Raw genomic sequence first — 24,926 nt, 5'->3', positions numbered from 1 at the left:
AGATGTGACCGACCCCACAGGGCGCCCCTAAAATCCCTTTCGCACCCCACAAAATGGGTGATAGCTCCACCGCACATGATCGGTTCTCGCGCCCACGCGATAACACAGAACCCGATCTCACCCAACCCCTCTCCTCCATGCATTTTTAGAATTTGCTCGGTAAATTACTGGGGCATGACCGCCGCACAGGAAGACCTTGTACGAGCCACCCCGTCGAGCGAATTCATAACCGTTGAGCCCCCGCGAGTGGAGGATGGAGCCGCGCTCTGGCGCATTGCCCGCGACTCCGAGGTGCTCGACCTCAACTCCTCGTACAGCTATCTGCTGTGGTGCCGTGACTTCTCCGCCACCTCACTCGTGGCGCGAGCTCCCGACGGAGAGCCGATCGCCTTCGTCACCGGGTACGCCCGACCCGATCGTCCGACGACCCTCGTCGTCTGGCAGATCGCCGTGGACGACGAATTCCGCGGCCGAGGGCTCGCCGGAGTCCTGCTCGACGCGCTGACCGCCAAGGTCACGGGCGACCGGGGGATCAGCGAGGTCGAGACCACGATCACCCCCGACAACACCGCGTCCGACCGGCTCTTCACCGCCTACGCCCAGCGCCACGGCGCCCGGGTGGAACGCGAAGTCCTCTTCGACGACACGTTGTTCCCCGACGAGCCGCAGCCCCCGTCCCCAGCGGGTCAAGCGGGGCAGGCGCCGGGGCAGCCCACAGGGGCACACCAGCCGGAAGTCCTCTACCGGATCGGCCCGCTCGGCCACTGACCGCGGTCCGGCCCTCCGCTCCCCCACGACCTTCGCACCCCGTCCCCGCAGGTGCGCGTCCCGCACCGGCAGCTCGCCGGCTCCCCGGCGGGACGCCCGCACCCACTCGGCCAACTCGCGAACTCGACCAACAGGACCCCCTGGAGACCACTGTGACCATCACCCCGCCCGCCCTGAGCGTCTTCGAAACCCTCGAATCGGAGGTGCGCAGCTACTGCCGCGGCTGGCCCGCCGTGTTCGACCGGGCCCAGGGCAGCCAGTTGCACGACGAGGACGGCCACACCTACCTCGACTTCTTCGCCGGCGCAGGCTCGCTCAACTACGGCCACAACAACCCGGTGCTCAAGCGCGCCCTCATCGACTACATCGAGCGCGACGGCATCACCCACGGCCTGGACATGGCCACCACCGCGAAACGGGCGTTCCTGGAGTCGTTCCAGAACATCGTCCTGCGCCCGCGCGACCTGCCGTACAAGGTGATGTTCCCCGGCCCGACCGGCACCAACGCCGTGGAGGCGGCGCTGAAGCTGGCCCGCAAGGTGAAGGGCCGTGAATCGGTCGTCTCCTTCACCAACGCCTTCCACGGCATGTCTCTGGGCTCGCTCGCCGTGACCGGCAACGCCTTCAAGCGGGCCGGTGCCGGAATCCCCCTCGTCCACGGCACTCCGATGCCGTTCGACAACTACTTCGACGGTCAGATCCCGGACTTCATCTGGTTCGAACGACTCCTGGAGGACCAGGGCTCGGGGCTCAACAAGCCCGCCGCGGTGATCGTGGAGACCGTCCAGGGCGAGGGCGGCATCAACGTCGCCCGGGGTGAGTGGCTGCGCGCGCTCCAGGCACTGTGCGAACGCCAGGACATGCTGTTGATCGTCGACGACATCCAGATGGGCTGCGGCCGTACCGGTGGCTTCTTCTCCTTCGAGGAGGCGGGCATCACGCCGGACATCGTCACCCTGTCCAAGTCCATCAGCGGCTACGGACTGCCCATGTCGCTCTGCCTCTTCAAGCCGGAGCTGGACATCTGGGAGCCCGGCGAGCACAACGGCACGTTCCGCGGCAACAACCCCGCCTTCGTCACCGCGGCGGCAGCGCTCGACACCTACTGGGCGGACGGGCAGATGGAGAAGCAGACCCTCGCCCGCGGGGAACAGGTGGAGCAGGCGCTGCTGGGCATCGCGGCCGAGAACGCCGACGCCGGGATCTCCTTCCGGGGCCGCGGACTGGTGTGGGGCCTGGAGTTCGAGGACACCTCACGCGCTTCGGCGATCTGCGCCCGCGCCTTCGAGTTGGGGATGCTGCTGGAGACCTCCGGTCCCCAGAGCGAGGTGGTCAAGCTGCTGCCCGCGCTGACCATCTCCCCCGAGGAGTTGGACCAGGGCCTGCGCATCCTCGCCCGCAGCGTCCGCGAGACCGGCTGAACACCCCACCCCGAGGGCGGCCCTCCCCCGTCGACGCAGGGGGAGGCGTCCGCCCCACCATCGAGGAAAGGCAGCGAAGCACTGTGATCGTCCGCTCGTTCAAGGACATCGAGAACACCGAGCGCCATGTGAGATCAGCCTCCGGGACCTGGGAGAGCAAGCGCATCGTGCTCGCCAAGGAGAAGGTGGGCTTCTCGCTCCACGAGACCGTCCTGTACGCGGGCACCGAAACCTCCATGTGGTACGCGAACCACATCGAGGCGGTGCTCTGTGTGGAGGGCGAGGCCGAGCTCACCGATGACGAGACCGGCGAGACCCACTGGATCGAGCCCGGCACGATGTATCTGCTCGACGGCCACGAGCGCCACACCCTGCGTCCCAAGACCGACTTCCGCTGCGTCTGTGTCTTCAACCCGCCCGTGACCGGGCGCGAGGACCACGACGAGAACGGCGTCTATCCACTGCTCACCGAGGAGGGCTGAATCATGACGACCGCACCCGTACGCACCGATCTCTACCCGACCCGAGGCGTGGGGGAGGTGATGACCCCGCGCCAGGACCCGGTGGTCTGGTCCGCGCCGGGCGCCCCCGGGCCCGTCGTCCCGGGCGATCTGCGGGGCTACGAACGCGACGGATTCCTCACCGTCGAGGACATGATCTCCGACGACGAGGTCGCGATCTACCGCTCCGAGATGGAACGGCTGATCGCCGACCCGACCGTCCGCGCCGACGAGCGCTCGATCATCGAGCCCAAGTCGCAGGACGTGCGGTCGGTCTTCGAAGTGCACAAGCTCAGTGCGATCTTCGCCGCCCTGGTCCGCGATGAGCGCGTGGTGGGCAGGGCCCGCCAGATCCTCGGCTCGGACGTCTACGTCCACCAGTCGCGCATCAATGTGAAGCCCGGGTTCGGCGCGTCCGGCTTCTACTGGCACTCGGACTTCGAGACCTGGCACGCCGAGGACGGGCTGCCGAACATGCGGACCGTGTCGGTGTCCATCGCTCTGACCGAGAACCGGGACACCAACGGTGGTCTGATGATCATGCCCGGTTCGCACCGGACCTTCCTGGGGTGCGCGGGTGAGACCCCGAGCGACAACTACAAGAAGTCGCTTCAGATGCAGGACGCCGGCACCCCTTCGAACGAGGCGCTGACCCGGTACGCACAGGAGCACGGCATCCGGCTGTTCACCGGGCGGGCCGGCTCGGCGACCTGGTTCGACTGCAACTGCATGCACGGCTCGGGCGACAACATCACGCCCTACGCCCGCAGCAATGTGTTCATCGTCTTCAACAGCGTGGAGAACGCGGCGGTCGAGCCGTTCGCGGCTCCCGTGCCGCGTCCGGACTTCATCGGCGCCCGGGACTTCACGCCCGTCCGATGAACGCGACGGCCGTGCTCCGGGCGGGATGAGCGTCGCGGCGGGGCCGGTCCGGGTGGCGTCCGGACCGGCCCCGCCTGCTGTCCATCAGACGGTGCTCAGCACCGGATAGTCGATGAAGCCCTCGTCGCCACCGCCGAAGAAGGCGGTCGGGACGGGGGCGTTGTACGGGCCCTCGCTCTGCAACCGGACCGGCAGGTCGGGGTTGGCGAGGAAGAGCGACCCGAAGGAGATGATGTCGGCGACGCCCTCCGTGATGAGGGGCAGCGAGGCGTGGTCGGTCGGCCCCTCCGTGGCCGGGTTGAGCACCACCGTGCCGCTGTACTGACGACGCAGTTCCAGCGTGATCTCGCGGGCCTTCTCATGGTTCTCGGAGATGTGCACGTAGGCCAGGCCCAGCGGGTCAAGCTCGCGGATCAGGGCCGGGTAGACCTCGTGGGCGTCGGTCTCGGCGATGTCGTTGTACTCGTTGCGCGGCGACAGTCGGATCCCGGTGCGGTTGGCCCCGATCGCGGCGACCACGGACCGGGTGACCTCGGTGGCGAAGCGAATGCGGTTCTCCACCGAACCGCCCCACTCGTCGGTGCGCTGGTTGGTGTTCGACGCCAGGAACTGCTGGATCAAGTAGCCGTTGGCACCGTGCAGTTCGACACCGTCGAATCCCGCCTCGACCGCGTTGCGCGCACTGTGGGTGAACTCCTCGACGACCTCCGGGATCTCGGCGGTGTCGAGCGCACGGGGCGGCAGGAAGTCCTTGGGCCCCTCGTGGGTGAAGAGCTGTCCGGCGGCGGCGACCGCGGAGGGGGCGACGCTGGAGCGGCCGTCGGGGAAGAGCGAGGGGTGGCCGATGCGTCCGGAGTGCATCAGCTGGGCGAAGATCTTCCCACCCTTGGCGTGCACCGCGTCCGTGACCCTGCGCCAGGCGGCGACCTGCTCATCGCTGTGCAGTCCCGGGGTGTCGGGGTAGCCCTGTCCGGTGATCGAGGGCTGGATGCCCTCGGTGATGATCAGGCCGGCGCCGGCTCGTTGCGCGTAGTACTCGACGACCGAGTCGGTCGGCGTCAGGCCGGGGCCGAAGGCACGACTGCGGGTCATGGGGGCCATGGCGATGCGGTTCGCCAGCTTCTTGCCCGAAAGGTCGATCGGGTCGAACGCGGTGGTCATCAGGACTCCAGAAAGGATATATGTGGTCGGCCAAGTATTCCGCCGGGAGTCACTGTAGCGCATTTACTTGGCCGGCCAAGGTAAAGTTTTCCCTGGAGGCGCTGCCCGACGTTCGGGGACACTGTTCACACGGCAGCCCACCAGCGAGGAGTCCCGATGAAACCCGAGGCAGTCGCCGACCCCGTCTGTTCCGAGCCGCTGTCCGCCTGTGCACTGGGCGGGCCGGTGAGCCGTTCCCTGTCCCGGACCGCCCGACTGCACCGCATGGCAGCGGCCAAGCTGCTCAAGGGGCTGGAGCTCTACCCGGGGCAGGAGTCCTTGATGATCCAGCTGTGGAACGCCGGGCCGCTGCGCCAGGCCGACCTGATCAAGACGCTGGAGCTCGATCCGTCGACCGTCACCAAGATGCTGCAACGGCTCGAACAGGCCGGACACGTCCGCCGTCGACCGGACCCGGCGGACCGCAGGGCCGCACTGGTGGAGGCGACCACCGAGAGTTGTGAGCTCAACGCGGCGGTACAGGAGGCGATGACCGAGCTGGAGGGGCGCACCCTGGCCGGGCTGGACGAAGATGAGCGCGGGGAGCTGGTGCGGCTGCTCGGGAAGGTGGAGTCCAACCTCTGCACCCAGACCATGGACTGCCGCGACGACAGGTAGCCCCTTCTCGGCCGTGAGCACTTCGGACGCGCCTCACCGAGCGGAGTGCGGGCCACCTTCAGAGCCGGAGCGAAGCCCGGCGCACGGCGACCTCGCGGATGGAACGTCGATCCGGATGGCCGGGACTCGCGCCTTGACCCGCGCCTTGGTTCGCGCCTTTTCGAACGGTCGGTCGGGGCGTTGCACCGGGCTGCCAGGGGGCGGAATCCGCGCTTACGCAAGACAAGAGATCTATGCGCGTAGATGGCTCTATTGCGGCCTCGACACCGGCGATGCGGCATTGCAATCTGACCACGGTTCCGCATTGGACATGTCCTCAAGCCCTGGGAGGAGTCATACTCACGGCAATGAACAAGTCAGCCGAATCCCGGCGCCATCTGCCGACGAGTCCCTTCAACCGCGCACAAGCGGGTCCTCCCATCGAGGAGTATGCGGTGGGGGACCGGGTCTCGCACGATCAATACGGTCTGGGCCGAGTCATCGCGGTGGAGAGCGGCAATGCCGCTGTCCATGTCGACTTCGCCGGTCGCAAGGGGAGAATCCCCAGTCCCTACACCAAGCTCGCGAAACTCTGAGGGTCGCTTCCTCCGAAACGCGCTACCGGAACCCGCCGTGCGATCCGCGGCGGGCCCGGCGGCCCGGTCACAGTGCCTGTGCGGCCGGTTTCACCATGCCCCGAACGGTCCGCGACTTCACGAAGTCGCCCATGGCGGTCATTTCCCACTCGCCGGAGAACTGCTTGATCAGCTTCGCCATCATCACCCCGGTCTGAGGCTCCGCGCTCGTCAGATCGAACCGCACCAGCTCCTCGCCGGTGGCCGCGTCCATCAGCCGGCAGTACGCCTTGGCGACCTCGGTGAACTTCTGTCCCGAGAACGAGTTCACCGTGAAGACCAGGCCGGTGACGTCAGCCGGGAGCCGACCGAGGTCAACGGTGATCACTTCGTCGTCCCCTGCCCCCTCACCGGTCAGATTGTCGCCCGAGTGCCTGATGGAGCCTTGGAGGATCGTGAGCTTGCCGAAGTAGCAGCTGTCCAGATGGTTGCGCGTGGGGCCGTAGGCGATCACGGAGGCATCGAGGTCGATGTCCTTGGACCGGTAGGCGGGCTCCCAGCCCAGGCCCATCTTGACCTGGGAGAGCAGCGGACGGCCGCCCTTGACCAGGGAAACCGTCTGGTTCTTCTGAAGGTTGACGCGCCCCTTGTCGAGATTGATCTTGCCTGAACCTGGTGCTGCCACGGGCGCGGCGGGGGGCGCCGCGGGAGCAACGGGGGCCGGGGCAACGGGGGCGGGCGCGGCGGCCACCGGAGCGGCCGGCGGCTCCTCCTCGACGGAGACCCCGAAGTCCTTGGCGATGCCCGCGAGTCCATTGGCGTACCCCTGGCCGACCGCGCGCACCTTCCAGGCGCCGTTGCGCAGATAGACCTCGACGACCACGAGCGCGGTCTCACCGCCGAGCTGCGGCGGAGTGAAGGTGGCGAGGGCGCTGCCGTCGTCGGCGTTGCGCACGGTGGCGGTCGGCTCGACGCCCTGGAACGTCTGTCCGGCCGCATCAGGGCTGGCCGTGACGACGATCTTCTCGATGCCGGGCGGCACCGCGGAGGTGTCCACCACGATGGCGTCAGGAGCCGAGCCCCCGCCGGAGCGATAGGTCACCCCGGGGCCCACGGGCTGGTTGTAGAAGATGAAGTCGTCGTCGGAGCGCACCTTGCCGTCGGCGGTGAGCAGCAGGCCCGATACGTCGAGCCGCACCGGAGCGGCGACGTCCACCGCGATTCGAGCGGCGGGCAGGGGGATGTTCGAGCCGGGGGTCATAGCTGTCATGTCTGGGGTAACGAGCGAGACGGCTTTGCCGTTCCCTTACCTTTTCGGCCGACGACCGAGCGGGTGAAGGCCGCCACCAGCGGCTTCCGCACCCGGTGACCGGTGCGGGCGCTCCCGGGCCCGAGCGGGTTGGACGCAAAGCTGCAACGGGCTGACCGCGAGGCTGCGACGGGCCGACCGCGGGGCTCGGGCGGCCGTCACCCAGCGGCGTACCGGAGGAGCTCCTTCCCCTCGCCTGTAGCGCAACCAGGCATAGCGGGCCTGTGCAATGACCTTGACGGCGCTGGCGGACCCTGTCTAGCGTCATCCAGCCACATCCCATGGAGGAGATCGACGCGGAAGGCGCCCCATGACCGTCGCCCCCGTCCCCTCCCGCACCCAGTACGTCCTCGAAGAGATCAGGCACGCCGTCCTCACCGGCCGGCTGCGGCCCGGACAGCCGCTGGTCGAGACGGAGCTGGCCGTTCGGTTCGGGGTGTCCAAGACTCCCGTGCGCGAGGCGCTCAAAACCCTGGCGGGCAGTGGGCTCGTGGTGATGAGTCAGTACAAGGGGGTCACCGTCCGAACCGTGGACGCCGCGATGGCCCGCGAGGTCTACGACGTCCGGCTACTGCTCGAACCGGAGGCACTGCGTCGGGCCGTGGAGTCGTCGCTCGATCTGAAAGCGGACCTGAACGGGGCCGTGACAGCCCTCGCCAGGGCCGCGCTGGCGACCGATCCGGCCGAGCGCTCCCTCGCGGCCGGTGACTTCCACCGGGCGCTCTGTCTGCCCTGCGGCAATCCGCTGCTCGCCCGCATGCTCGACGACCTCAGGGATCAGGCGGCCCTCGTCTCCGCCGTCGTGTGGGCGGCCGACCCCTCGGGGGCGCGCGAGGACGCCGAGCACCGGGAGATCCTCCGGCTGGCGCTCCAGGGGGACGCCCACGGCGCCGCCGCGGCACTGCGCCGGCACATCGCCGGCTTCGTCGACCGCGCCTTCCCCGACGGCCTCGCCACCTGCTGATCTCACTTCAGTGCCGCCGCCATCATCTTCTGGGCGACGGGCGCGGCCAGCCCGTTGCCGCTGACCTCGGAGCGGGGTCCGCCCGCGTCTTCGATGAGCACCGCGACCGCCACCTCCTTGCCGTTGTCGCTGTCCTTGGCGTAGGAGGTGAACCAGGCGTACGGCGTCTTGCTGTTGTTCTCACCACGCTGGGCGGTGCCCGTCTTGCCGCCGACCTCGGCGCCGTCGACCCGGGCGTTCGATCCGGTGCCGTCCTCCACCACCGTCACCATGGCACTGCGCAGTTCCTTGGCGGTCTCGGCGGACATGATCCTGGACGAGGAGCCCCCACCACCGGACTGGAGGGTGTTCCCGTCGCCGTCCACCACCTCGGAGACCAGGTGTGGGGCCTGCATCACACCGTCGTGGGCGATAGCCGCCGAGACCATGGCCATCTGGAGGGGGGTTGCCGTGACATCGAACTGGCCGATGCCCGTCAACGCCGTCTGCGCCTTGTCCAGACCGGTCGGGTAGATGCTGGCGTACGCCCGTACCGGCACATCGAGTTCGTCATCGTTGAAGCCGAACTTCTCCGCCATGGCCCGCACCTCGTCCTGTCCGAGGTCCGCCGCGAGCTTCCCGAAGACGTTGTTGCACGAGTACCGCAGGGCGGTGCGCAGCGAGGCGTTCTCACAAGGGGCGGAGGGGATGTCGTTCACGAGGACGCGGGTGGTTCCCGGAAGCGTGTACGGGAGGGGGCTGTCGGTCCGCTCGTCCACGGAGTCGTAGGTCCCCTTCTCCAGGGCTGCCGCCGCGACGACCAGCTTGAAGGTGGAGCCGGGTGCCAGGGGCTGTCGAAGGGCCCGGTTGACCAGTGGTTTGTCCTCGTCCGCGAGGAGCTTGCGCCACTGTTCCCCGTCGTTGGTCCCGGCGATGGTCGACGGATCGTAGGAGGGGGTGCTGACCATGCCGAGGATCTTCCCCGTCTTCGGGTCGATGGCGACCGCAGCTCCCTTGATGTCGCCGAGCGCCTCGTATCCGGCGCGCTGCACCTCGGGGTCGATCGTGGTGAGCACGTCCCCCGGCTCCAACTGCTTGTCCAGGATCGCGTCCACCGGGTCCTTCAACCGGTCGTCGGTGCCGTCCAGGACCTTGCTGTGGATGCCCTCCAACTGGGTGGCGCCATACGCCTGCGAGCTGTATCCCGTCACTGCGGCGTAGAGGGGGCCGTCGGTGTAGGTGCGTTGGTACGCCAGATCACTTCCGGTCGTGGGCTTGGAACCGGTGACGGGCGCGCCGGCTACCACGATGTCCCCGAGGGGCTGGGCGTACTGGTCGATGGTGTTGCGTCGGTTCTTTTCCTGGTCCGCGAGGGCCTCGGCCTCATAGGTCTGGAGCCAGGTGGCACGCACCAGGAGTGCGAGCACCAGCAGCAGACTGAAGACGGCGGCATGCCTGATTGTCCTATTCATCCCACTGCAAGACGAAGGGGATCGCCACAGGAGTTCCCCCACGTCCCGTTTCTCACATTTTCTTCATGTGGGCCGAGGGAAGATCCGGAGCCGGGGAGCGGCCCCCGCCACGGGACCGCCAGGGGACCGCCGCACCGCGAAGGCGTTCTCACAGTCGACGCGTCGCCAGGGTGAGCCGGTTGCGCGCATCGAACAGGGCCTCCTTGATGAGGTGTTCGTGCCCGGCCGTCAGCCGGGCAACCGGCACCGAGCAGCTCACCGCGTCCCGGGCGGGCGTCCGGTACGGAATCGCCACCGCGAAGCACCGCAGACCCAGGGTGGACTCCTCGCGATCCACCGCGAGGCCGCGCTCCCGGATCGTGGGCAGTTCTCCGATCAACCGCTCCCGATCGGTGACGGTGTGCTCGGTCTGGGCCGACAGCACCTCGGGGAGCATCGCCCGCACCTGTTCGTCGGTGTGCGTGGCGAGCAGGGCCTTGCCCAGAGCGGTGGAGTGCGCGGGGAGCCTGCGACCGACCCGGGTGAAGGGGCGCAGATAGTGCTGGGACTGCCGGGTGGCGAGGTACACCACGTTCACCCCGTCGAGACGGGCCAGATGGATGCTCTCGCCGGTGTCGTCGGAGAGTCGGTCCAGCGTGGGGCGGGCCGCCGCCACCACTTCGTCCCCGTCCAGATAGGAGGTGCCGACCAACAGGGCGCGCACCCCGATGCCGTACCGCGTGTCGGTCGCGTCCGTCTCCACCCAGCCCAAGTCGACCAGGGTGCGCAGCAGCATGTACAGACTGGACTTGGGGTAGCCGACGGCTTCCTGAACATCGGTGAGCGAGTGCATTCCGGGTTGCCCCGCGAAGAACTCCAACAACTCCACCGTCCGCACCGCGGACTTGACCTGTGTGCCACTCGAATCCACCGCTGACATGATCGCGAGCAGCCCCCTCTCGACCGAGGACGACGCCGTCGGACGGAGTCGTGCCGCCGATCGAAGCCGTTCATCATCTGGAATGAGGTTCACATTACCGAACCGAGGGAGCGTCGGAGCCGAGGAACGGGACTCTCAGCCCGATGGCCCGACGAGAGGGACATGACCCGAAGAGAGCCACTCATGCCTCCCATCCCCCGTGTCCCCCGTGTCCCCCGTGTCCCCTGTGCCCCGCGTCCCCCCGTGCCCCTGGGGTCCATGAGGTCGCTACCCATGGGGGGTTCCGCCGTGACAGTGCCCACAGCCGACATCGCACGGCTCCGCAGCGGACTGCGCGATGGTGTCGCGGGTGGACGACCCACCCCCCTCTGACGCACACTGCCCCGATGATCGACCCCTGTGAGCTGCCCGAGCTCCCCTTCCCGTTGCGTGCGTACGGCCCACAGGCCAACTGGTCCCATGAGAACGGGGTGCTGACCGGCTGGGCGGGCGCCAGGGCGGACCGCTTCGTACCACCGGCGGGCAGCTCGTTGGACCCCGCATCCGACGCACCTCGACTGCTGGGCGCACCCGAGGGCGACTTCCAGCTGATCGCCCGGGTCACCGTCGGCTTCCGGGCTTCCTTCGACGCGGGTGCCCTGTATCTGCACGTGGGCGAGCGCGAATGGGCCAAGCTCTGTCTGGAGCTCTCCCCGGACAAGCCCACGATCTGCACGGTCGTCACCCGGGGCCACTCCGACGACGCCAACTCCTTCGAGGTCGAGGGCGACAGCGTGTGGCTGCGCATCAGTCGCACCGGACGGGCGTTCGCCTTCCACGCCTCCACCGACGGCAAGCACTGGATCTTCGTCCGCATCTTCGCGCTGGGGACCGAGGAGACCGCGGGCGCCGCGCTGGTGGGGTTCCTCGCCCAGTCGCCGGTGGGAGAGGGGTGTGTGGTGAGCTTCGACCACATCGACTACCGGGAAGGGTGGCCCAGCGGGCTGCGGGACGGATCCTGAGGAACGTTTCGGCGTTCCACGCTGCCGCTGATCTTCCGGGGTGCCAACACCCTCGGGCAGAGACTCCGAGCCGCGTACCGAAGACCGACAACCGGCCACTGGCCGACTCCAGGCCGGCCGATGCCCAGAACCAGCCAGGCACCAGTCCATTCTGCCAGCCGGAAAAGGCCGGAAATCGCTGGAAACGGCTGGAAATGAACGTCCGGTCATGGCTGCCCCGGCGCGGTCGGGCCGACTACGCACTACCGGGCAGGAATCCAACGGAACCATCGTGTGTTCCCGCAGAGTGGGACACACGGCCACATCCATCACGAACCACTGGAGACACCCCGCATGATCGTCGAGATATGGAGCGACATCGCCTGCCCCTGGTGCTACATCGGGAAGGCACGCTTCGAAAAGGGACTCGCCGGATTCGCCCACCGCGAGCAGGTCGAGGTCATCCACCGGTCCTTTGAACTCGACCCCCAGCGGGCCAAGGGCGACACCGCCTCGGTCGTCGACATGCTCGCCAGCAAGTACGGACGCACCCTGGAGCAGGCGCGCGCCATGGAGGAGCACGTGGCGTCCAACGCCCGCTCCGAGGGACTCGCGTACCGCACCGAGGGCCGCGACCACGGAAGCACCTTCGACATCCATCGGCTGCTCCACCTCGCGAAGGAGCGCGGGCTCCAGGACGAGCTGTTGAACCGGGCCTACGAGGTCAACTTCGCCGACGAGCGATCCGTGTATGACCCCGAGGTGCAGGTCGCCGTCGCCGTGGCGGCCGGGCTCGACGAAGCCGAGGTCAGGGCGGTGCTCGCCGACGGATCGCGATACGCCAACGAGGTGCGTGCCGATGAGCGCGAGGCATCGGAGCTCGGGGCGAACGGAGTGCCGTTCTTCGTGTTCGACCGCCGCTACGGGGTCTCCGGCGGCCAGCCCGTCGAACTCTTCACCCAGGCGTTGGAACAAGCGTGGCAGGGGCGTGAGGCGGATGCCGCCACCGCCGCCGCACCGGCCTGTGAGCCGGACGGGGCCTGTGCGGTGCCGAACGGCTGATCCACACCGCCGAGTCGCTCCAAGCGCCCTGTCCGAAAGAAGGCAATCACTCAGCGATGCCCGATTGACCCACGGTCGGGGGCGGCACAAGGTGAGTGCATGGAGACCCTGGTCGGTGCCGAGTTCGCGCCGGAGACGACGTATCTGAACACCTCCACCTGCGGGCTGCTGCCCGCCCGAGCCGTCATGGCGATGACGGGGCTCATGGACGAGTTGGCCGCCGGACGGATGGACGGCGCCGGGGACTACGCGGCGGTGATCGCCGTCCGGCGTTCCTTCGCCGAGATCGCCGGTGTGGGTGAGGACCGGGTCGCCGTGGGTGGCTCGGTCGCCGTCCACACGGCACTGATCGCCGGTTCGCTGCCACCCGGGGCCGAGGTCGTGCTCCCCGAGGGCGAGTTCGCCTCGGTGGTGACGCCCTTCGCGGTCCGCGGAGACCTCAAACTGCGGTTCGCCCCGCTGAACGGGCTGGCGGACGCGGTGCGCCCCGGGACGGCGCTGGTGGCCTTCTCCGCGGTGCAGTCCGCGGACGGGCGGATCGCCGATCTTCCCGCGGTGCGGGAGGCGGCGGCCACTCATGGCGCCCGCACGCTGCTGGATGCCAGCCAGTCGGCGGGGTGGCTCCCACTGCGGGCCGGGGACTGGGACTACACGGTGACGGGAGCCTTCAAGTTCCTCCTGTGCCCACGGGGGGTCTCATTCCTCACCCTCACGGAAGAGGCACAGACCTCGGTGGCACCGCTCCACGCGGGGCCCTTCGCCGCCGAGGAGCTGTGGGGGCCGCCGTATGGGCCGGTGGAACGATTCGCGGACTCGGCCCGCCGCTACGACGAGCCTCCTGCCTTCCTCTCGTACCAGGGAGCCCAGCGGTCGCTGGAGCTGGTGGTGGAGGTCGGTGTGCCCGCCCTCCACCGGCACGCCACCGAACTCGCCCGCCAGTTCCGCGAAGGGCTCCGGGCGCTCGGTCACTCCCCGGTGCCCTCGGACTCGGCGATCGTCGCGGTACCCGGAATCGGTGGGCGGGCGGCCGACCTGGCCGCTGCGGGGATCGTGGTCGCGGAGCGGGCGGGGTACTTGCGGGCGGCCTTCCACCTGTACAACTCGACGGCTGATGTGGAGCGGTCGTTGGGGGTGCTGGCAGGCGGGTGAAGCCCACAGGGCGAAGGAACGGACAGTGGTACCCGAGATAGCCGGCCGGATCGCACGGCGCCCCCGTGCGATCCGGCCCGGGCGGACCCTCGAACGGCACACTCGGTCGGCCCGACCTCCGTCCAGTCGAGCCCCGAGCACCCGAAGCACCCGAAGCACCCGAAGCACCCGAAGCGAACAACGACCGAGCGGAAGGCCACGAGGACGACAGCTCCTCGGGCCCGTCGGGTGGGGCCTCAGCGGGAGCGAGCCTTGAACGCCGCCTTCCGGGCTTCCTTCGCCACACGCTTGTTCGGGTGCATGCGGCCCATCGCTTCCAGCACGTCCGCCGTCGCCGGGTGGTCCACCCGCCACGCCGCATCGAAGAATCCGCTGTGCTGGCCCGTCAGTCCCTCCACCAGACCGCGCAGTTCGTCGGGTTCTCCGTCGGCGTCGAGTTGCGCGGCGATCGTGTCGATGGAGAGCCAGAAGACCATCGACTCCGGCGGCGCCGGCACATCCGCAGCGCCCCGCTCGGCGAGCCAGACCCGCGCGAGACCGCCGAGTTCTGCGTCGTCGAGGACCGCGCGCACCTCCGGCTCGGCCTGGGCCCCGACATGGGCCAACGCCTGCTGGCAGCGGAGTCGGCGCAAGGGGCCGCCCGCGTCCGCACCGCGGGCTGCGGCCAGGAGTTCCTGTGCAGCCGCCGCGGGCTCGCGCCGCGCCAACCACTGCTCGGTCTCGGCGCCCGCCGCCGCCTCGGGGTAGCCGGCGAGCCCGTCGAGGAGTACGTCCGCGCCCTTGTCGGCGAGTTCGCCCACGACCGGCGCCGCCACTCCGGCCTCCAGCAGTCGGACCCGCACTCCGTGGAGACCGAGCGGGGTCAGCTTCACCAGCCCGTACCGCGAGAGGTCTTCCTCCTCCAGCGAGGCAGGGCCCTCGCCCGGCTCGTCGACCATGAGCGTCTCGTCCACCGGCTGGTACTCGACCAGACCGATCGGCTCCAGCAGCCGGAACTGGTCGTCGAGTCGCATCATGGCGACGGAGACCTGTTCCAGGATGTCGTCCGTGGGCTCGCCCATGTCGTCGGGCACGATCATCGAGGCGGCGAGGGCGGGCAGGGGCACCGGTTCGCCACCCGTGGCCCCGTCGGTGACGGTCAGCAGATAGAGGTTGCCGAGCACCCCGTCGAGGAATTCGGCCTCGCCGTCCGGGTCCCAGTCGAGGGCCGCGTAGTCGATCTCGCCGTCCGGTCCGATCGCCTCGGACAACTCGTCCAGCAGGGGCGCGATGGCGTCGGCGTACACCGCTTCCAGCGCCTCCTGCCAGACGGCCAGGACATCCCGGGGCGCACCGGCGATCAGCTCCAGGCCCTCCCCCGCGGAGACGGTCCCGTATGCCTCGGCATCAGCATCAGCCGGATCGTGCACCTCAAGGAGGCCCGCGTCGACGGCCGTGCGCCATGCCTCACTGGCGTACGCAGGTCCTTCGCTGTCGTCACCGAGCCCCAACACCTCGGCCGCGGCCGGCAGTTGTTCCTCGATCAGCTCGCCGCCGGCTCCCACCAGGGTCTCCGGCCCTGCCCAGCGGGCCAGTCGTACGGCCCTGGCCAGCAGGGGGGCGGCCAGCGCGGCACGCGCCAGCTCCGCGTCCGGACGCAGCCGCACCGGCGGCAGGATGGGACCGTCGTGGGGCATCTGGGGCTTCTCCTGAAGGGTCTGGGGAGCCCGGACGTGGCGCCGGGGGTTCTCCAGCGTAGACGCATATCGCCGGGTTTCGCCGCCCGGGCTGCGGGCATCGGCCAACCATTGACGCACCGGTGACCAGCCCATGGCCCCCGGCGCGCTCGCGGCCGAACCCGACAGCCCCGCCCACTCTTGACAAGTACCCGTCGCAGCACGGAGATTGACGCGCGTAGAGCGCCAGGGCCCACCACCGTGGGTCCGCACCCGGGCAATCCCGTAGACGAGCACCGCCGGCACGCAACGACGCCACGAGCACCGTGCCGCCCCGACCACCCTCGATTCCGGAGTCTTCATGCCTCTCCCCGCCGTTCCGAGAACCGCCGCCGTCGCCGCCCTCGTCGCCTCCGCACTGGCCGCGGGGCTACTCACCGGCTCCGCCACGGCCGCGACCCAGCACGCGACGACATCGGTGGACAGCACGACCGGTGTGCACATCCATGACATCCAGGGCACCACCCGGATCTCCCCGCTCGTGGGTCAACAGGTCGCGGACGTCCCCGGCATCGTCACCGGCGTACGGGGCTACGGCTCGTCCCGGGGCTTCTGGTTCCAGGACCCGCACGCCGACGACAACCCGGCGACCAGCGAGGGCGTCTTCGTCTTCACGGGCGCCGGCTCCACTCCCTCAGTCACGGTCGGTGACGAGGTGCGGGTGTCGGGCACGGTCAGCGAGTTCGTCCCTGGTGGCACGGCCTCGGGCAACCAGTCCCTGACCCAGCTCTCGCGCCCCTCGGTGACCGTGGTGTCATCGGGGAACCCGCTGCCCGCGCCCGTCACCATCGCCGCCTGGTCGGTGCCGGCCGCCTACGCCCCGGCCGGCGATCCAGCGGCCGGCGGCAGCGTCAACGCGCTCCCGCTGAAGCCCCGCTCCTTCGCCCTCGACTACTACGAGTCCCTGGAGGGGAGCAACGTCAGCATCGGCACCTCTCCCGTGGTCGGAGCCACCGCGTTCTCCGAACTGTGGGTGACGGTCAAGCCGTGGGAGGTCCGGACGGCCCGCGGCGGAGCACTGTACGGCTCGTACGCCTCCCAGAACGGCGGTCGGCTCAAGGTCCAGTCCCTGGTCCCCGTCGCACAGCAGCCCTTCCCCGATGCGAACGTCGGCGATGTGCTGACCGGCCGGTCCGAGGGACCGCTCGACTTCAACCAGTACGGCGGCTACACCCTCACCGCCCGCACCCTGGGCACGGTCGTCGACCGCGGCCTGGAACGGGAGCGCACCCGCCCTCAGCGTTCGGGAGAACTGGCGGTCGCGACGTACAACGTCGAGAACCTCGATCCGTCGGACCCGCAGGAGACCTTCGACGCCCTCGGCCGGGCCGTCGTGACCAATCTGGCCTCGCCGGACATCCTGGCTCTGGAGGAGATCCAGGACAACAGCGGGGCGAAGAACGACGGTACGGTCTCGGCCGAGCAGACGGTCGAGAAGTTCATCTCGGCGATCGCCGCCGCGGGCGGCCCGTCCTATCAGTGGCGAAGCGTGGACCCGCAGAACAACGAGGACGGCGGCGAACCCGGCGGCAACATCCGCCAGGTGTTCCTCTTCAACCCCGACCGGGTCTCCTTCACCGACCGCCCCGGCGGGGACGCCACCACCCCGACCGGTGTCGTACGCGAGCGGGGTCGAGCGGCGCTGACCCTGTCACCCGGTCGGATCGACCCCGCGAACAGTGCCTGGGAGGCGAGCCGCAAACCCCTCGCGGGCGAGTTCTCCTTCCGCGGGCGACCCGTCTTCGTGATCGCCAACCACTTCGGCTCGAAGGGCGGCGACGAGGCGCTCACATCCCACCGACAGCCGCCGAATCGAATCTCCGAGGTCAAGCGCATCCAGCAGGCGCAGTCGGTGAACGCCTTCGTCAAGGACATCCTGAAGGCGGACCGCCGAGCGGATGTGCTGGTCGTCGGGGACATCAACGACTTCGAGTTCTCCGCGACGACCAAGGCACTCACGGCGGACGGCGCGCTGCGCGCCGCCATCACATCGCTGCCCCGCTCGGAGCGGTACTCGTACGTCTTCCAGGGCAACAGCCAGGTGCTCGACCAGATCCTGACCAGCCCGTCGATCGACGACTTCAGCTACGACAGCGTTCACATCAACGCCGAGTTCACAGACCAGAGCAGCGACCACGACCCGCAGGTGCTGCGCTTCCGCCCATGAACCCCGGCAAACGCATGAACACATGAGCACCCGTGAACCCGTGCGCCCATGAACCCGTGAAGCCGTGAACCCGTGAGCCCGTGAACCCGTGGAGCCACGCACTCACCGACTCATGAACGTGTCTGCCCGCTGGGGAGTCCTCTGCACCGTGGAGCCTCGTACGCCTCATACGCCTTGTGCACCTCGTGTTGCACGGAAGGTGGATCGAGTGCGCCGTGAAGGCCGCCGACGAGCAGCACACCCCTCGGCGGTGGCGCGCCGATGACTACACGCCCGGGCCGAGCGTCAGCCCGGGCGTGTAGCGGCGCACCGAACCTCCGCTCACCCCGGGGAACGCGTGCACCCGGGCCCACTCCTTCGAGTGCGTCCCGATCCCGTTGCCGGGCGCGTCCAGCGCGCTCTGGTGCGCTTCGGCGCTCTCCCACTCGGCGTAGTTGAGCACCCGGGTCCCGTCCTGTCCCAGATGGAAGTGTCCGGAGATGCCCGCACCCTGGAGGGCGGCGGACTCGGGTGTGGCGCGGGTCGGGTCCTCGACCGCGGTCGCGTCCGCCTGGAGTGCGGTGAACACGGTGTCCACCCAGGCCCGTTGCCGCTCGACGTCAGGACCGTCGAACTCGGCCTCGACGATCACCACCGACCCGGGCACCCTGCGGTCGTCCGGGGTCGCCGCGCTCCGGTAGAGCTCGTACCCATGGAGACCCAGCCGCCGGATCCCGGGGACCGCGGCATCCACCTCGGCGTTCCAGCCCTCCTTGAAGTCGGTGGCGGTGCGCAGGAACTCCTGGAAGTCCTCCTCACTGGTCCACTGCGTGTAGTGCAGCAGGGTGCGGCCGTCCTCGCCGAAGTGCACGGTGTAGGAGAGCAGCCCGCCGCCCGGCCAGCCGCGGCGGCGCCATGCCAGTTCCAGCGCGGCAACGGTGGCGCGCTGGCGCTCGGGGGTGCCGACGTCCCAGGTGGAGACCTTGACGACTTGGGAGTCGGGCCGGTCGAGCACCGGGCGGGCATAGGAGTTCTGCTGGGTGATCAAAGACAGGATCATGGTGATGGCCTCTCGAATCGGCGCACCCCCCATGGGTGCGCCGTCGATCACCAGGGTCGAACATCAAGTTCGGTTGAGGTCAACAGCCGGCCGGAGTGCGGGCGATCTGTCCGGCCCGCAACACCGAGAGGCCCTGACCCGCGAGGCGCGCGAAATCGGCCAGGGTCATCGCCATGCGGCCTCGGACACAACCGCCGCAGGCCGCCTCCATCGCATGCCAGCCGGGCCTTCCCCAACCGGCGTCGGCGAGCAGGGTCGTGCGCCCGAGGCAGGGGCAACAGCCGACGGTCATGGTGCGTACGCGCTGACGGGCGTAGCGGAAGCCGAGTTCGTAGCGCAGGTAGACGCCCAGGACCGCCACTTCCAGGAGGACGGCCGTACGGTGCTCGGCGGTACAGGTGAGGCCCAGTGCACCCGAGCGTGAGATGAGGGCGTGGAAGCCGCAGTCACAGCGTCGGGAGGGCACCCGGTGCCGACGCCCGTACACGCACTGGGCGTCGTCCAGCACGGTGTAGGGCTCCCGGCCGCCGAGGGCGACCCCGAGGAACCCGGCTCGGGTGAGATCGCGCGAGAGCACCGGATGGGCGATCTTGTAGCCGATGGGAGGGTCCGCGGGGCGTTCCTCCAGGAGCCGGGGATTCACGGAGCTACCGGAACCTCGTCGGGATGTTTGCTGGGCTGTTCGCTCGGCACCGGCTCTGAGGCCGGGGTAGGTTCATCGGACTCCGCCTGAACCAGCGGCTCCTCTTCCGCGTATCCCTTGGCGAGCGGCTTGCCAAGCCTCATGAAGACCTCCGTTGGGACGAAACGAGCGGCGAGCGGGCACGCGAGTGTGCGCCCGGATGGAACGGTTCGAGCAGGCGGCGCAAGGGCCGGGACGTGCTGGCCGAGCAGGCGGAGCGGCGGTGCGAGGTGCCGTGAGCGCAGGGAGCAGTGAGCACGGAGGGGCTCGGCGGGGGTGGACAGCCGAAAGCCGGACCCCGTTGCCGTCATGGTGTCCCACCGAGCACCATCGGGCCAAGACCGCAGCCATATGTCACTGTTCAGTGCTGCTTATCGCTTGCTTAAAGCAGAACTAAGTGGACCTGAAGTGTCAGGGGCGCGAAGACTGCGGCCATGACGACACCGCGCCCCTTCGGCCGTTCTCTGTGCGCAATGATCACCCCCTTCGATGGGTCCGGGGCGCTCGATGTGGCTGCTGCCGCCCGCCATGCGGTGCGGCTGGTGGACGGTGGCTGCGACGGACTGGTCCTCAACGGCACCACGGGCGAGGCCCCGACCACGTCCGATGCGGAGAAGACCGCACTGGTGCGCGCGGTGCGGGAGGCCGTGGGCGGTGCGGTGGCGGTGGTGGCCGGAGTGGGTAGCGCGGACACCCGACACACGGTCGCGCTGGCCCGGGAGGCCGAACGGGCGGGCGCGGACGGGCTGTTGGTGGTGGCGCCGTACTACAGCTGTCCGCCGCAGCCTGCCATCGAGGCTCATTTCCGCCAGGTCGCGGACGCGGTGGGCGTTCCGTTGATGGTCTACGACATCCCTGGCCGCACCGGTGTCAGGGTCGAGGTGGAGACGCTGCTGCGGCTGGCGGAGCACCCGAGGATCGTGGCGGTGAAGGACTGCGCACAGGATCTGCTGGGGTCCACGAAGGTGATCGCGAACACCTCGCTCGCGTACTACTCCGGCTGCGAGGAGCTCAACCTTCCGCTGTATGCGGTGGGGGGCGCGGGCCAGGTGAGCACGGTCGCCAATGCGGTGCCCGAAGTGTTCAGGGCGGTACTGGACGCCTTCGACCGCGGGGAGACCGGTCGGGCGGCCCGACTGAACCGACTGGCCCTGCCCCTGGTCGAGTTGATGATGGCCGCGGGGCTTCCGGGAGCGGTGACGGCCAAGGCGGTCATCGGCGCGGGTGGTGTCAGGGCCCCGCTGCAGAGCGCCGACCCGCTGACGGTGGAACGGCTGCGGGCCGCCCATGACGTGCTGCTGTCCCACCACGACGAGTGGAGCTGAGCGGACCCGAGGGTGGCGGTGAGTGCACCGCCACCCGCGGTCCGAGCCGCCTAGTTGTGGCTGTGCAGGACGTCGTTGAGGCCGCCCCAGACCGCGTTGTTGGGCCGGGCTTCGACCGTGCCGGTCACCGAGTTGCGGCGGAAGAGGATGTTGCTGGCTCCGGAGAGTTCCCGGGCCTTGACGATCTCTCCGTCGGGCATGGTGATGCGGGTGCCGGCGGTGATGTACAGGCCCGCCTCGACCACGCACTCGTCGCCGAGTGCGATCCCCACACCGGCTTCGGCACCGATCAGACAGCGCTCGCCGATGGAGATGATGACGTTGCCGCCGCCGGAGAGGGTGCCCATGGTGGACGCGCCGCCGCCGATGTCGGAACCGTCACCGACGACGACGCCGGCGGAGATGCGGCCCTCGACCATGGACGTTCCGAGCGTGCCGGCGTTGAAGTTCACGAAGCCCTCGTGCATCACGGTGGTGCCCTCGGCGAGGTGGGCACCGAGCCGCACCCGGTCGGCGTCGGCGATGCGCACGCCCTTGGGTGCGACGTAGTCCGTCATGCGCGGGAACTTGTCGATGCTGGTCACCTGGAGGTGCAGCCCCTCGGCGCGGGCATTGAGCCGTACCGTCTCGATGTCGTCGACGGCGACCGGGCCCAGCGAGGTCCAGGCCACGTTGGAGAGGAGCCCGAACACACCTTCAAGGCTCTGGCCGTGCGGCTTGACGAGCCGGTGGGAGAGCAGGTGCAGCCGCAGATAGGCGTCGTGGGCGTCCAGCGGCTTCTCGTCGAGCGAGGAGATGACCGTACGGACGGCGATGACCTCCACTCCCCTGCGGGTGTCCGGCCCCAACGCCTTGGCGGCCCCTGCGCCGAGTTGTTCGACGGCCTGTTCGGCGGTGAGCCGCTCGGTTCCCGCGGGGCCGGGCTCGGCCGCGAGGGCGGGGGCGGGGAACCAGGTGTCGAGGACGGTTCCGTCAGCAGCGAGGGTGGCGAGCCCGGCGGCTGCGGCGCCGGTGGTGCGCGAGGCGGTGGTATCGGTCATGGGGAGAACCTAACGCGCACCGCGCCCGGTGGGCGAACCGGTCTCATGCGCCGCCCCGGCGGTCGCCCTGGTGTCGACGGCGACCGCGACGACCACCGCCGCCACCCGGCCGGACGGCATCACCATCGGGCTCCCGCGGCACCCCGTTCGTGGGACCGCGAAGGCTCCGCCCGAGTTCAGGAACGCAGTACGCGCCCGAGCATCTCCCGTGCGTACTCCTCGTCGTACGGGACGTTCGACAGAAGGACCTGGAGGCAGATTCCGTCCAGCAGCGCGACCAGTGCCCGTGCGGTGGCCCGGTCGGTGCCCTGGCTGAGGTGGTCCACGACGCCATGGGTCCACTCGGCCGCGACCGGGCGCAGCGCGGGGCGGCGCAGGGCCGCGAGATAGAGCTCGTACTCCAGTTCAACCCGGGTGCGGTCCGCGGCCAACCACTCCCCCATGGTCTTGGCCAGGATGGCGGGGAGCGCGGCGGTGGGGCGGGGGTCGATGGCGCGGAGGGCTGCCACGAAGCACTGGTTGATCTGGCGCAGCGCGGCGATCAGCAGTTCATCGAGGGAGGCGAAGTGGTACGTCGTGGAGCCGAGCGGCACATCGGCGGCTGCGGCCACCGTGCGGTGGGTGAGGGCGGTGATGCCGCCCTCACCGACGATCCGGATCGCGGCGTCGATGATGCGTTGTCGTCGCTCCGGGTCATGGCGTCGGGCCATCAGTGGGCTCCGCCGAGGTTGAGCACCATGACGCCTGCGATCACCAGGCCGATGCCGGCGAACTTGGCCAGGCTGACGGTCTCCCCCAGGAAGATCATTCCGATGCCGGCGACGGCCGCCGTGCCCACGCCCGCCCAGATCGCGTACGCGGTGCCCACGGAGAGGGTCTTCAAGGTCTGGGCCAGGAGGGAGAAGGCGAGCAGATAGCCGAGGACGGTCAGGATCGACGGCCAGAGCCGGGTGAAGCCTTCGCTGTACTTCATGGCGGTGGTGCCGGCCACCTCGGCGACGATGGCCGCGGCCAGGAGTGCGTATCCCATGTGTACGAGCGTACACAACGATGCGTACGCCCGTACACAAAATGGTCCCTCCGCGCGGATCGCAACCGGGGACGCCGATCGGTCCGTCCGAGCCTGCAACGGCGAGGCTCACCGGAAACGGCTCCGCACTCCGGCACAGGACACAGGAGACCCAGTGGCAGACGACACCCGCACCGAGGGACACGGGTCCGCACCCCCGCCTTGTCCTCACCCGGGGGTGATCCCGTGGGCGCCCCTGAGCGTCGGCGACATCCTCGGTGGAGCGCTCACCACGATGCGCCGCTACGGGAAACACCTGCTCGGCATCGGCGTCATCGCCTACGGGACGGTGGCCGTCGCCGTCATCGCCGGCTACGGGATCGCCTATGAAGCCGGGTTGCTCAACGGACTGCTGGACGCCGAACAACCGGGCGAGGGGCCCACGGCCACCCTGGCGCTGATCGGGGTCGGTGCGATCGCGGCCATCGGGCTCCTGCTCGCCACGGCCACGGTGTGCACGGCGTCGGCCACAGTGCTCCAGGAGGCAATCGTCGGCCGGCCGATCGGTTGGGCCGAACTGTGGCACCGCACCCTGGAGCGACTTCCGTCCGTGACCATGACGGTCCTGGTCAGCGGACTCCTGCTGGCGATCCCGGCCGGCCTGTTCGGCGTCGCCGCACTGGTGGCGCTGTTCTCCCTGCTGGAAGGCGACGGAAAGGTGTCACCGCTGGTGCCGTCCGCCTTGCTGATCGCGCTCGTCCTGGCCGGCCCGGCGTTCTGGTTGGCCGTACGGTTCAGTCTGGCTCCCGCCGTCGCCGTCTTCGAGCGGCAGAGCGCGGCGACGGCCCTGCGCCGCTCCTCCCTGCTGGTGCGGGGTGTCTGGTGGCGCACCTTCGGGATCGCACTGCTCGCCCTGCTGGTCGCCTCGGCGGTGGCTCTGCTGCTCCGCCTGATGTTGAACGCCGTCCGGATGCTGCCCGGAGAGGCCGGGGAGGTACTGGACACCGGGTCCGACCCCTCGTTCGCCGCCGCACTGATCGGCTACGGACCGCTGCTGCTCCTGGGAGTGTTGGGCCAGCTGATCCATCAGATGCTGATCACCGTGCTGCCCCAACTCGCCCTGGGCGTGCTCTACGTGGATCGCCGGCTCCGCACGGAGCAGTTGGGACCCGCCCTTGCGGCAGCGGCCATGACACGGGCCGACGACACCGACCGCATACGGTCCGGCACCTAGGACCGCATGCCGCGATCGCACATGCACATGGGCCCGGAGCGCGCACACGACAACGGCCGCACCCACCGGTCACTCCGGTCGGTACGGCCGTTCCCCGCTGCACGGGATGTACGGGTGAGGTACAGGTGGCGTACGGGTCAGACGTTGAAGCCCAGTGCGCGCAGCTGCTCGCGCCCATCGTCAGTGATCTTGTCCGGGCCCCACGGCGGCATCCAGACCCAGTTGATCTTCAGCTCATTCACGATGCCGTCCGTCGCCGACTTCGCCTGGTCCTCGATCACATCGGTGAGCGGACAGGCAGCCGACGTCAGCGTCATGTCGAGCGTGGCGATATTGGCATCGTCGATGTGAATGCCGTAGATCAGCCCGAGGTTGACGACATCGATGCCCAGTTCGGGGTCGACCACGTCGTACAGCGCCTCGCGGACTTCTTCCTCGGAGGCCGGCTTGAGCGCGGCTCCTGTGTTCTCGGTCATGCCGTCTTCCTCTCAGGGCCGTCGCCCAGCGCCTGCGCGGTCGCGTCCTTCCACGCCATCCAGCTCAACAGCGCGCACTTGACCCGCGCCGGGTACTTGGAGACACCGGCGAACGCGACCGCGTCCTCCAGCACCTCTTCCATCGCTTCGTCCGGCTCGATCTTGCCCTTGGACTGCATCAGCTCCAGGAACGTGGCCTGGATCTTCTGCGCCTCGGCCAGTTCCTTGCCGACCAGCAGCTCGTTGAGGACGGACGCGCTGGCCTGGCTGATGGAGCAGCCCTGGCCCTCGTAGGACACGTCCGCGACCCGGGAGCCGTCGTACTTCACCCGCAGGGTGATCTCGTCGCCGCAGGTCGGATTGACGTGGTGCACCTCGGCATCGCCATCACGCAGACCGCGCCCGTGCGGGTGCTTGTAGTGGTCCAGGATGACTTCCTGGTACATCGAATCAAGCTTCACA

At 69.2% G+C, this 24,926-nt stretch carries 25 protein-coding genes; 13 read left to right on the top strand and 12 right to left on the bottom strand.

The window, feature by feature from the left end; translation table 11 throughout:
* Positions 1–174: 174 nt before the first annotated feature.
* The 4 genes from ectA (at position 175) to thpD (ending at position 3,571) form a co-directional block, all read left to right on the top strand.
* On the top strand, positions 175–768 hold the full coding sequence (ectA, locus tag ACFXJL_RS15515; protein ID WP_384692596.1) for a diaminobutyrate acetyltransferase: 594 nt from the start codon (positions 175–177) through the stop codon (positions 766–768).
* A 152-nt stretch (positions 769–920) separates the two neighbouring features.
* On the top strand, positions 921–2,189 hold the full coding sequence (gene ectB, locus ACFXJL_RS15510) for a diaminobutyrate--2-oxoglutarate transaminase (RefSeq protein ID WP_384637710.1): 1,269 nt from the start codon (positions 921–923) through the stop codon (positions 2,187–2,189).
* 83 nt (positions 2,190–2,272) lie between these two features.
* Entirely contained in the window at positions 2,273–2,671 is a 399-nt protein-coding gene (locus tag ACFXJL_RS15505; protein WP_329016928.1) for an ectoine synthase, read from the top strand.
* A gap of 3 nt (positions 2,672–2,674) precedes the next feature.
* The gene (thpD, locus tag ACFXJL_RS15500; RefSeq protein WP_384692593.1) at positions 2,675–3,571 is read left to right on the top strand and encodes an ectoine hydroxylase; all 897 of its coding nucleotides are present in this window, start codon (positions 2,675–2,677) and stop codon (positions 3,569–3,571) included.
* Positions 3,572–3,655: 84 nt separating this feature from the next.
* Here thpD and ACFXJL_RS15495 read toward each other — a convergent pair whose 3' ends face one another.
* Positions 3,656–4,732: an alkene reductase gene (locus ACFXJL_RS15495; protein ID WP_358877625.1), complete on the bottom strand. Its 1,077-nt coding sequence runs from the start codon at positions 4,730–4,732 to the stop codon at positions 3,656–3,658.
* Between the two features lie 156 nt (positions 4,733–4,888).
* On the opposite strand from ACFXJL_RS15495, the gene ACFXJL_RS15490 reads away from it, so the two are divergent.
* Together ACFXJL_RS15490 and ACFXJL_RS15485 are read left to right on the top strand one after the other, a co-directional pair.
* Complete coding sequence (locus tag ACFXJL_RS15490; RefSeq protein ID WP_358877626.1) at positions 4,889–5,389, top strand: MarR family winged helix-turn-helix transcriptional regulator; 501 nt, start codon at positions 4,889–4,891, stop codon at positions 5,387–5,389.
* A gap of 347 nt (positions 5,390–5,736) precedes the next feature.
* On the top strand, positions 5,737–5,964 hold the full coding sequence (locus tag ACFXJL_RS15485) for a hypothetical protein (protein WP_329016940.1): 228 nt from the start codon (positions 5,737–5,739) through the stop codon (positions 5,962–5,964).
* A 67-nt stretch (positions 5,965–6,031) separates the two neighbouring features.
* Here the strand turns inward: ACFXJL_RS15485 and ACFXJL_RS15480 are convergent, their stop codons facing one another.
* Positions 6,032–7,213 (bottom strand): TerD family protein, encoded by a 1,182-nt coding sequence (locus ACFXJL_RS15480; protein WP_384692589.1) that lies wholly within the window; start codon positions 7,211–7,213, stop codon positions 6,032–6,034.
* A gap of 349 nt (positions 7,214–7,562) precedes the next feature.
* On the opposite strand from ACFXJL_RS15480, the gene ACFXJL_RS15475 reads away from it, so the two are divergent.
* Entirely contained in the window at positions 7,563–8,216 is a 654-nt protein-coding gene (locus tag ACFXJL_RS15475; RefSeq protein ID WP_384692586.1) for a GntR family transcriptional regulator, read from the top strand.
* 2 nt (positions 8,217–8,218) lie between these two features.
* Here the strand turns inward: ACFXJL_RS15475 and ACFXJL_RS15470 are convergent, their stop codons facing one another.
* Complete coding sequence (locus ACFXJL_RS15470; RefSeq protein WP_358877629.1) at positions 8,219–9,667, bottom strand: penicillin-binding protein 2; 1,449 nt, start codon at positions 9,665–9,667, stop codon at positions 8,219–8,221.
* A gap of 148 nt (positions 9,668–9,815) precedes the next feature.
* Entirely contained in the window at positions 9,816–10,586 is a 771-nt protein-coding gene (locus ACFXJL_RS15465; protein ID WP_384692583.1) for an IclR family transcriptional regulator, read from the bottom strand.
* A gap of 386 nt (positions 10,587–10,972) precedes the next feature.
* Between ACFXJL_RS15465 and ACFXJL_RS15460 the strand changes: the two genes are divergently transcribed.
* The 3 genes from ACFXJL_RS15460 (at position 10,973) to ACFXJL_RS15450 (ending at position 13,777) form a co-directional block, all read left to right on the top strand.
* Positions 10,973–11,587: a DUF1349 domain-containing protein gene (locus ACFXJL_RS15460; protein WP_384692580.1), complete on the top strand. Its 615-nt coding sequence runs from the start codon at positions 10,973–10,975 to the stop codon at positions 11,585–11,587.
* A 333-nt stretch (positions 11,588–11,920) separates the two neighbouring features.
* A complete protein-coding gene (locus ACFXJL_RS15455; RefSeq protein WP_384692577.1) occupies positions 11,921–12,628 on the top strand; it encodes a DsbA family oxidoreductase in 708 nt (235 codons plus the stop codon).
* A 99-nt stretch (positions 12,629–12,727) separates the two neighbouring features.
* Positions 12,728–13,777 carry an aminotransferase class V-fold PLP-dependent enzyme gene (locus ACFXJL_RS15450; protein ID WP_384692574.1) on the top strand — a complete coding sequence of 350 codons (1,050 nt, stop codon included), beginning with the start codon at positions 12,728–12,730 and terminating at the stop codon, positions 13,775–13,777.
* Positions 13,778–14,013: 236 nt separating this feature from the next.
* Here the strand turns inward: ACFXJL_RS15450 and ACFXJL_RS15445 are convergent, their stop codons facing one another.
* The gene (locus tag ACFXJL_RS15445) at positions 14,014–15,453 is read right to left on the bottom strand and encodes a hypothetical protein (RefSeq protein ID WP_358877634.1); all 1,440 of its coding nucleotides are present in this window, start codon (positions 15,451–15,453) and stop codon (positions 14,014–14,016) included.
* A gap of 340 nt (positions 15,454–15,793) precedes the next feature.
* Here ACFXJL_RS15445 and ACFXJL_RS15440 point away from each other — a divergent pair, with 340 nt between their 5' ends.
* Positions 15,794–17,659, top strand: coding sequence for an endonuclease/exonuclease/phosphatase family protein (locus ACFXJL_RS15440; RefSeq protein WP_384692570.1), 1,866 nt, complete (start codon positions 15,794–15,796; stop codon positions 17,657–17,659).
* A 265-nt stretch (positions 17,660–17,924) separates the two neighbouring features.
* Here the strand turns inward: ACFXJL_RS15440 and ACFXJL_RS15435 are convergent, their stop codons facing one another.
* Together ACFXJL_RS15435 and ACFXJL_RS15430 are read right to left on the bottom strand one after the other, a co-directional pair.
* A complete protein-coding gene (locus tag ACFXJL_RS15435) occupies positions 17,925–18,698 on the bottom strand; it encodes an antibiotic biosynthesis monooxygenase (protein ID WP_384692567.1) in 774 nt (257 codons plus the stop codon).
* 79 nt (positions 18,699–18,777) lie between these two features.
* Positions 18,778–19,341, bottom strand: a complete 564-nt coding sequence (locus tag ACFXJL_RS15430; protein WP_329016973.1) for a hypothetical protein — start codon at positions 19,339–19,341, stop codon at positions 18,778–18,780.
* A gap of 473 nt (positions 19,342–19,814) precedes the next feature.
* Here ACFXJL_RS15430 and ACFXJL_RS15425 point away from each other — a divergent pair, with 473 nt between their 5' ends.
* Positions 19,815–20,705 carry a 4-hydroxy-tetrahydrodipicolinate synthase gene (locus ACFXJL_RS15425; RefSeq protein WP_358877637.1) on the top strand — a complete coding sequence of 297 codons (891 nt, stop codon included), beginning with the start codon at positions 19,815–19,817 and terminating at the stop codon, positions 20,703–20,705.
* Positions 20,706–20,755: 50 nt separating this feature from the next.
* On the opposite strand, the gene dapD is transcribed toward ACFXJL_RS15425, so the two are convergent.
* The 3 genes from dapD to ACFXJL_RS15410 all read right to left on the bottom strand — a co-directional run bounded on the left by dapD (position 20,756) and on the right by ACFXJL_RS15410 (position 22,775).
* Positions 20,756–21,745, bottom strand: a complete 990-nt coding sequence (gene dapD, locus ACFXJL_RS15420) for a 2,3,4,5-tetrahydropyridine-2,6-dicarboxylate N-succinyltransferase (protein ID WP_358877638.1) — start codon at positions 21,743–21,745, stop codon at positions 20,756–20,758.
* A 176-nt stretch (positions 21,746–21,921) separates the two neighbouring features.
* On the bottom strand, positions 21,922–22,455 hold the full coding sequence (locus ACFXJL_RS15415; RefSeq protein ID WP_384692563.1) for a TetR/AcrR family transcriptional regulator: 534 nt from the start codon (positions 22,453–22,455) through the stop codon (positions 21,922–21,924).
* Entirely contained in the window at positions 22,455–22,775 is a 321-nt protein-coding gene (locus ACFXJL_RS15410; protein ID WP_329016986.1) for a multidrug efflux SMR transporter, read from the bottom strand. Before ACFXJL_RS15410 ends, ACFXJL_RS15415 begins: the two co-directional genes overlap by 1 nt.
* A gap of 154 nt (positions 22,776–22,929) precedes the next feature.
* On the opposite strand from ACFXJL_RS15410, the gene ACFXJL_RS15405 reads away from it, so the two are divergent.
* On the top strand, positions 22,930–23,988 hold the full coding sequence (locus tag ACFXJL_RS15405; protein WP_384692560.1) for a hypothetical protein: 1,059 nt from the start codon (positions 22,930–22,932) through the stop codon (positions 23,986–23,988).
* 137 nt (positions 23,989–24,125) lie between these two features.
* Here the strand turns inward: ACFXJL_RS15405 and ACFXJL_RS15400 are convergent, their stop codons facing one another.
* Both ACFXJL_RS15400 and sufU read right to left on the bottom strand, forming a co-directional pair.
* The gene (locus ACFXJL_RS15400) at positions 24,126–24,464 is read right to left on the bottom strand and encodes a metal-sulfur cluster assembly factor (protein ID WP_329016989.1); all 339 of its coding nucleotides are present in this window, start codon (positions 24,462–24,464) and stop codon (positions 24,126–24,128) included.
* Positions 24,461–24,925: a Fe-S cluster assembly sulfur transfer protein SufU gene (gene sufU / locus ACFXJL_RS15395; protein WP_329016991.1), complete on the bottom strand. Its 465-nt coding sequence runs from the start codon at positions 24,923–24,925 to the stop codon at positions 24,461–24,463. Before sufU ends, ACFXJL_RS15400 begins: the two co-directional genes overlap by 4 nt.
* Between the last annotated feature and the right edge of the window lies 1 nt (position 24,926).

The sequence above is a fragment of the Streptomyces sp. NPDC059256 genome, assembly GCF_042753785.1.
Taxonomy (GTDB): domain Bacteria; phylum Actinomycetota; class Actinomycetes; order Streptomycetales; family Streptomycetaceae; genus Streptomyces.
This window is presented reverse-complemented; position numbering and strand designations above follow the sequence as displayed.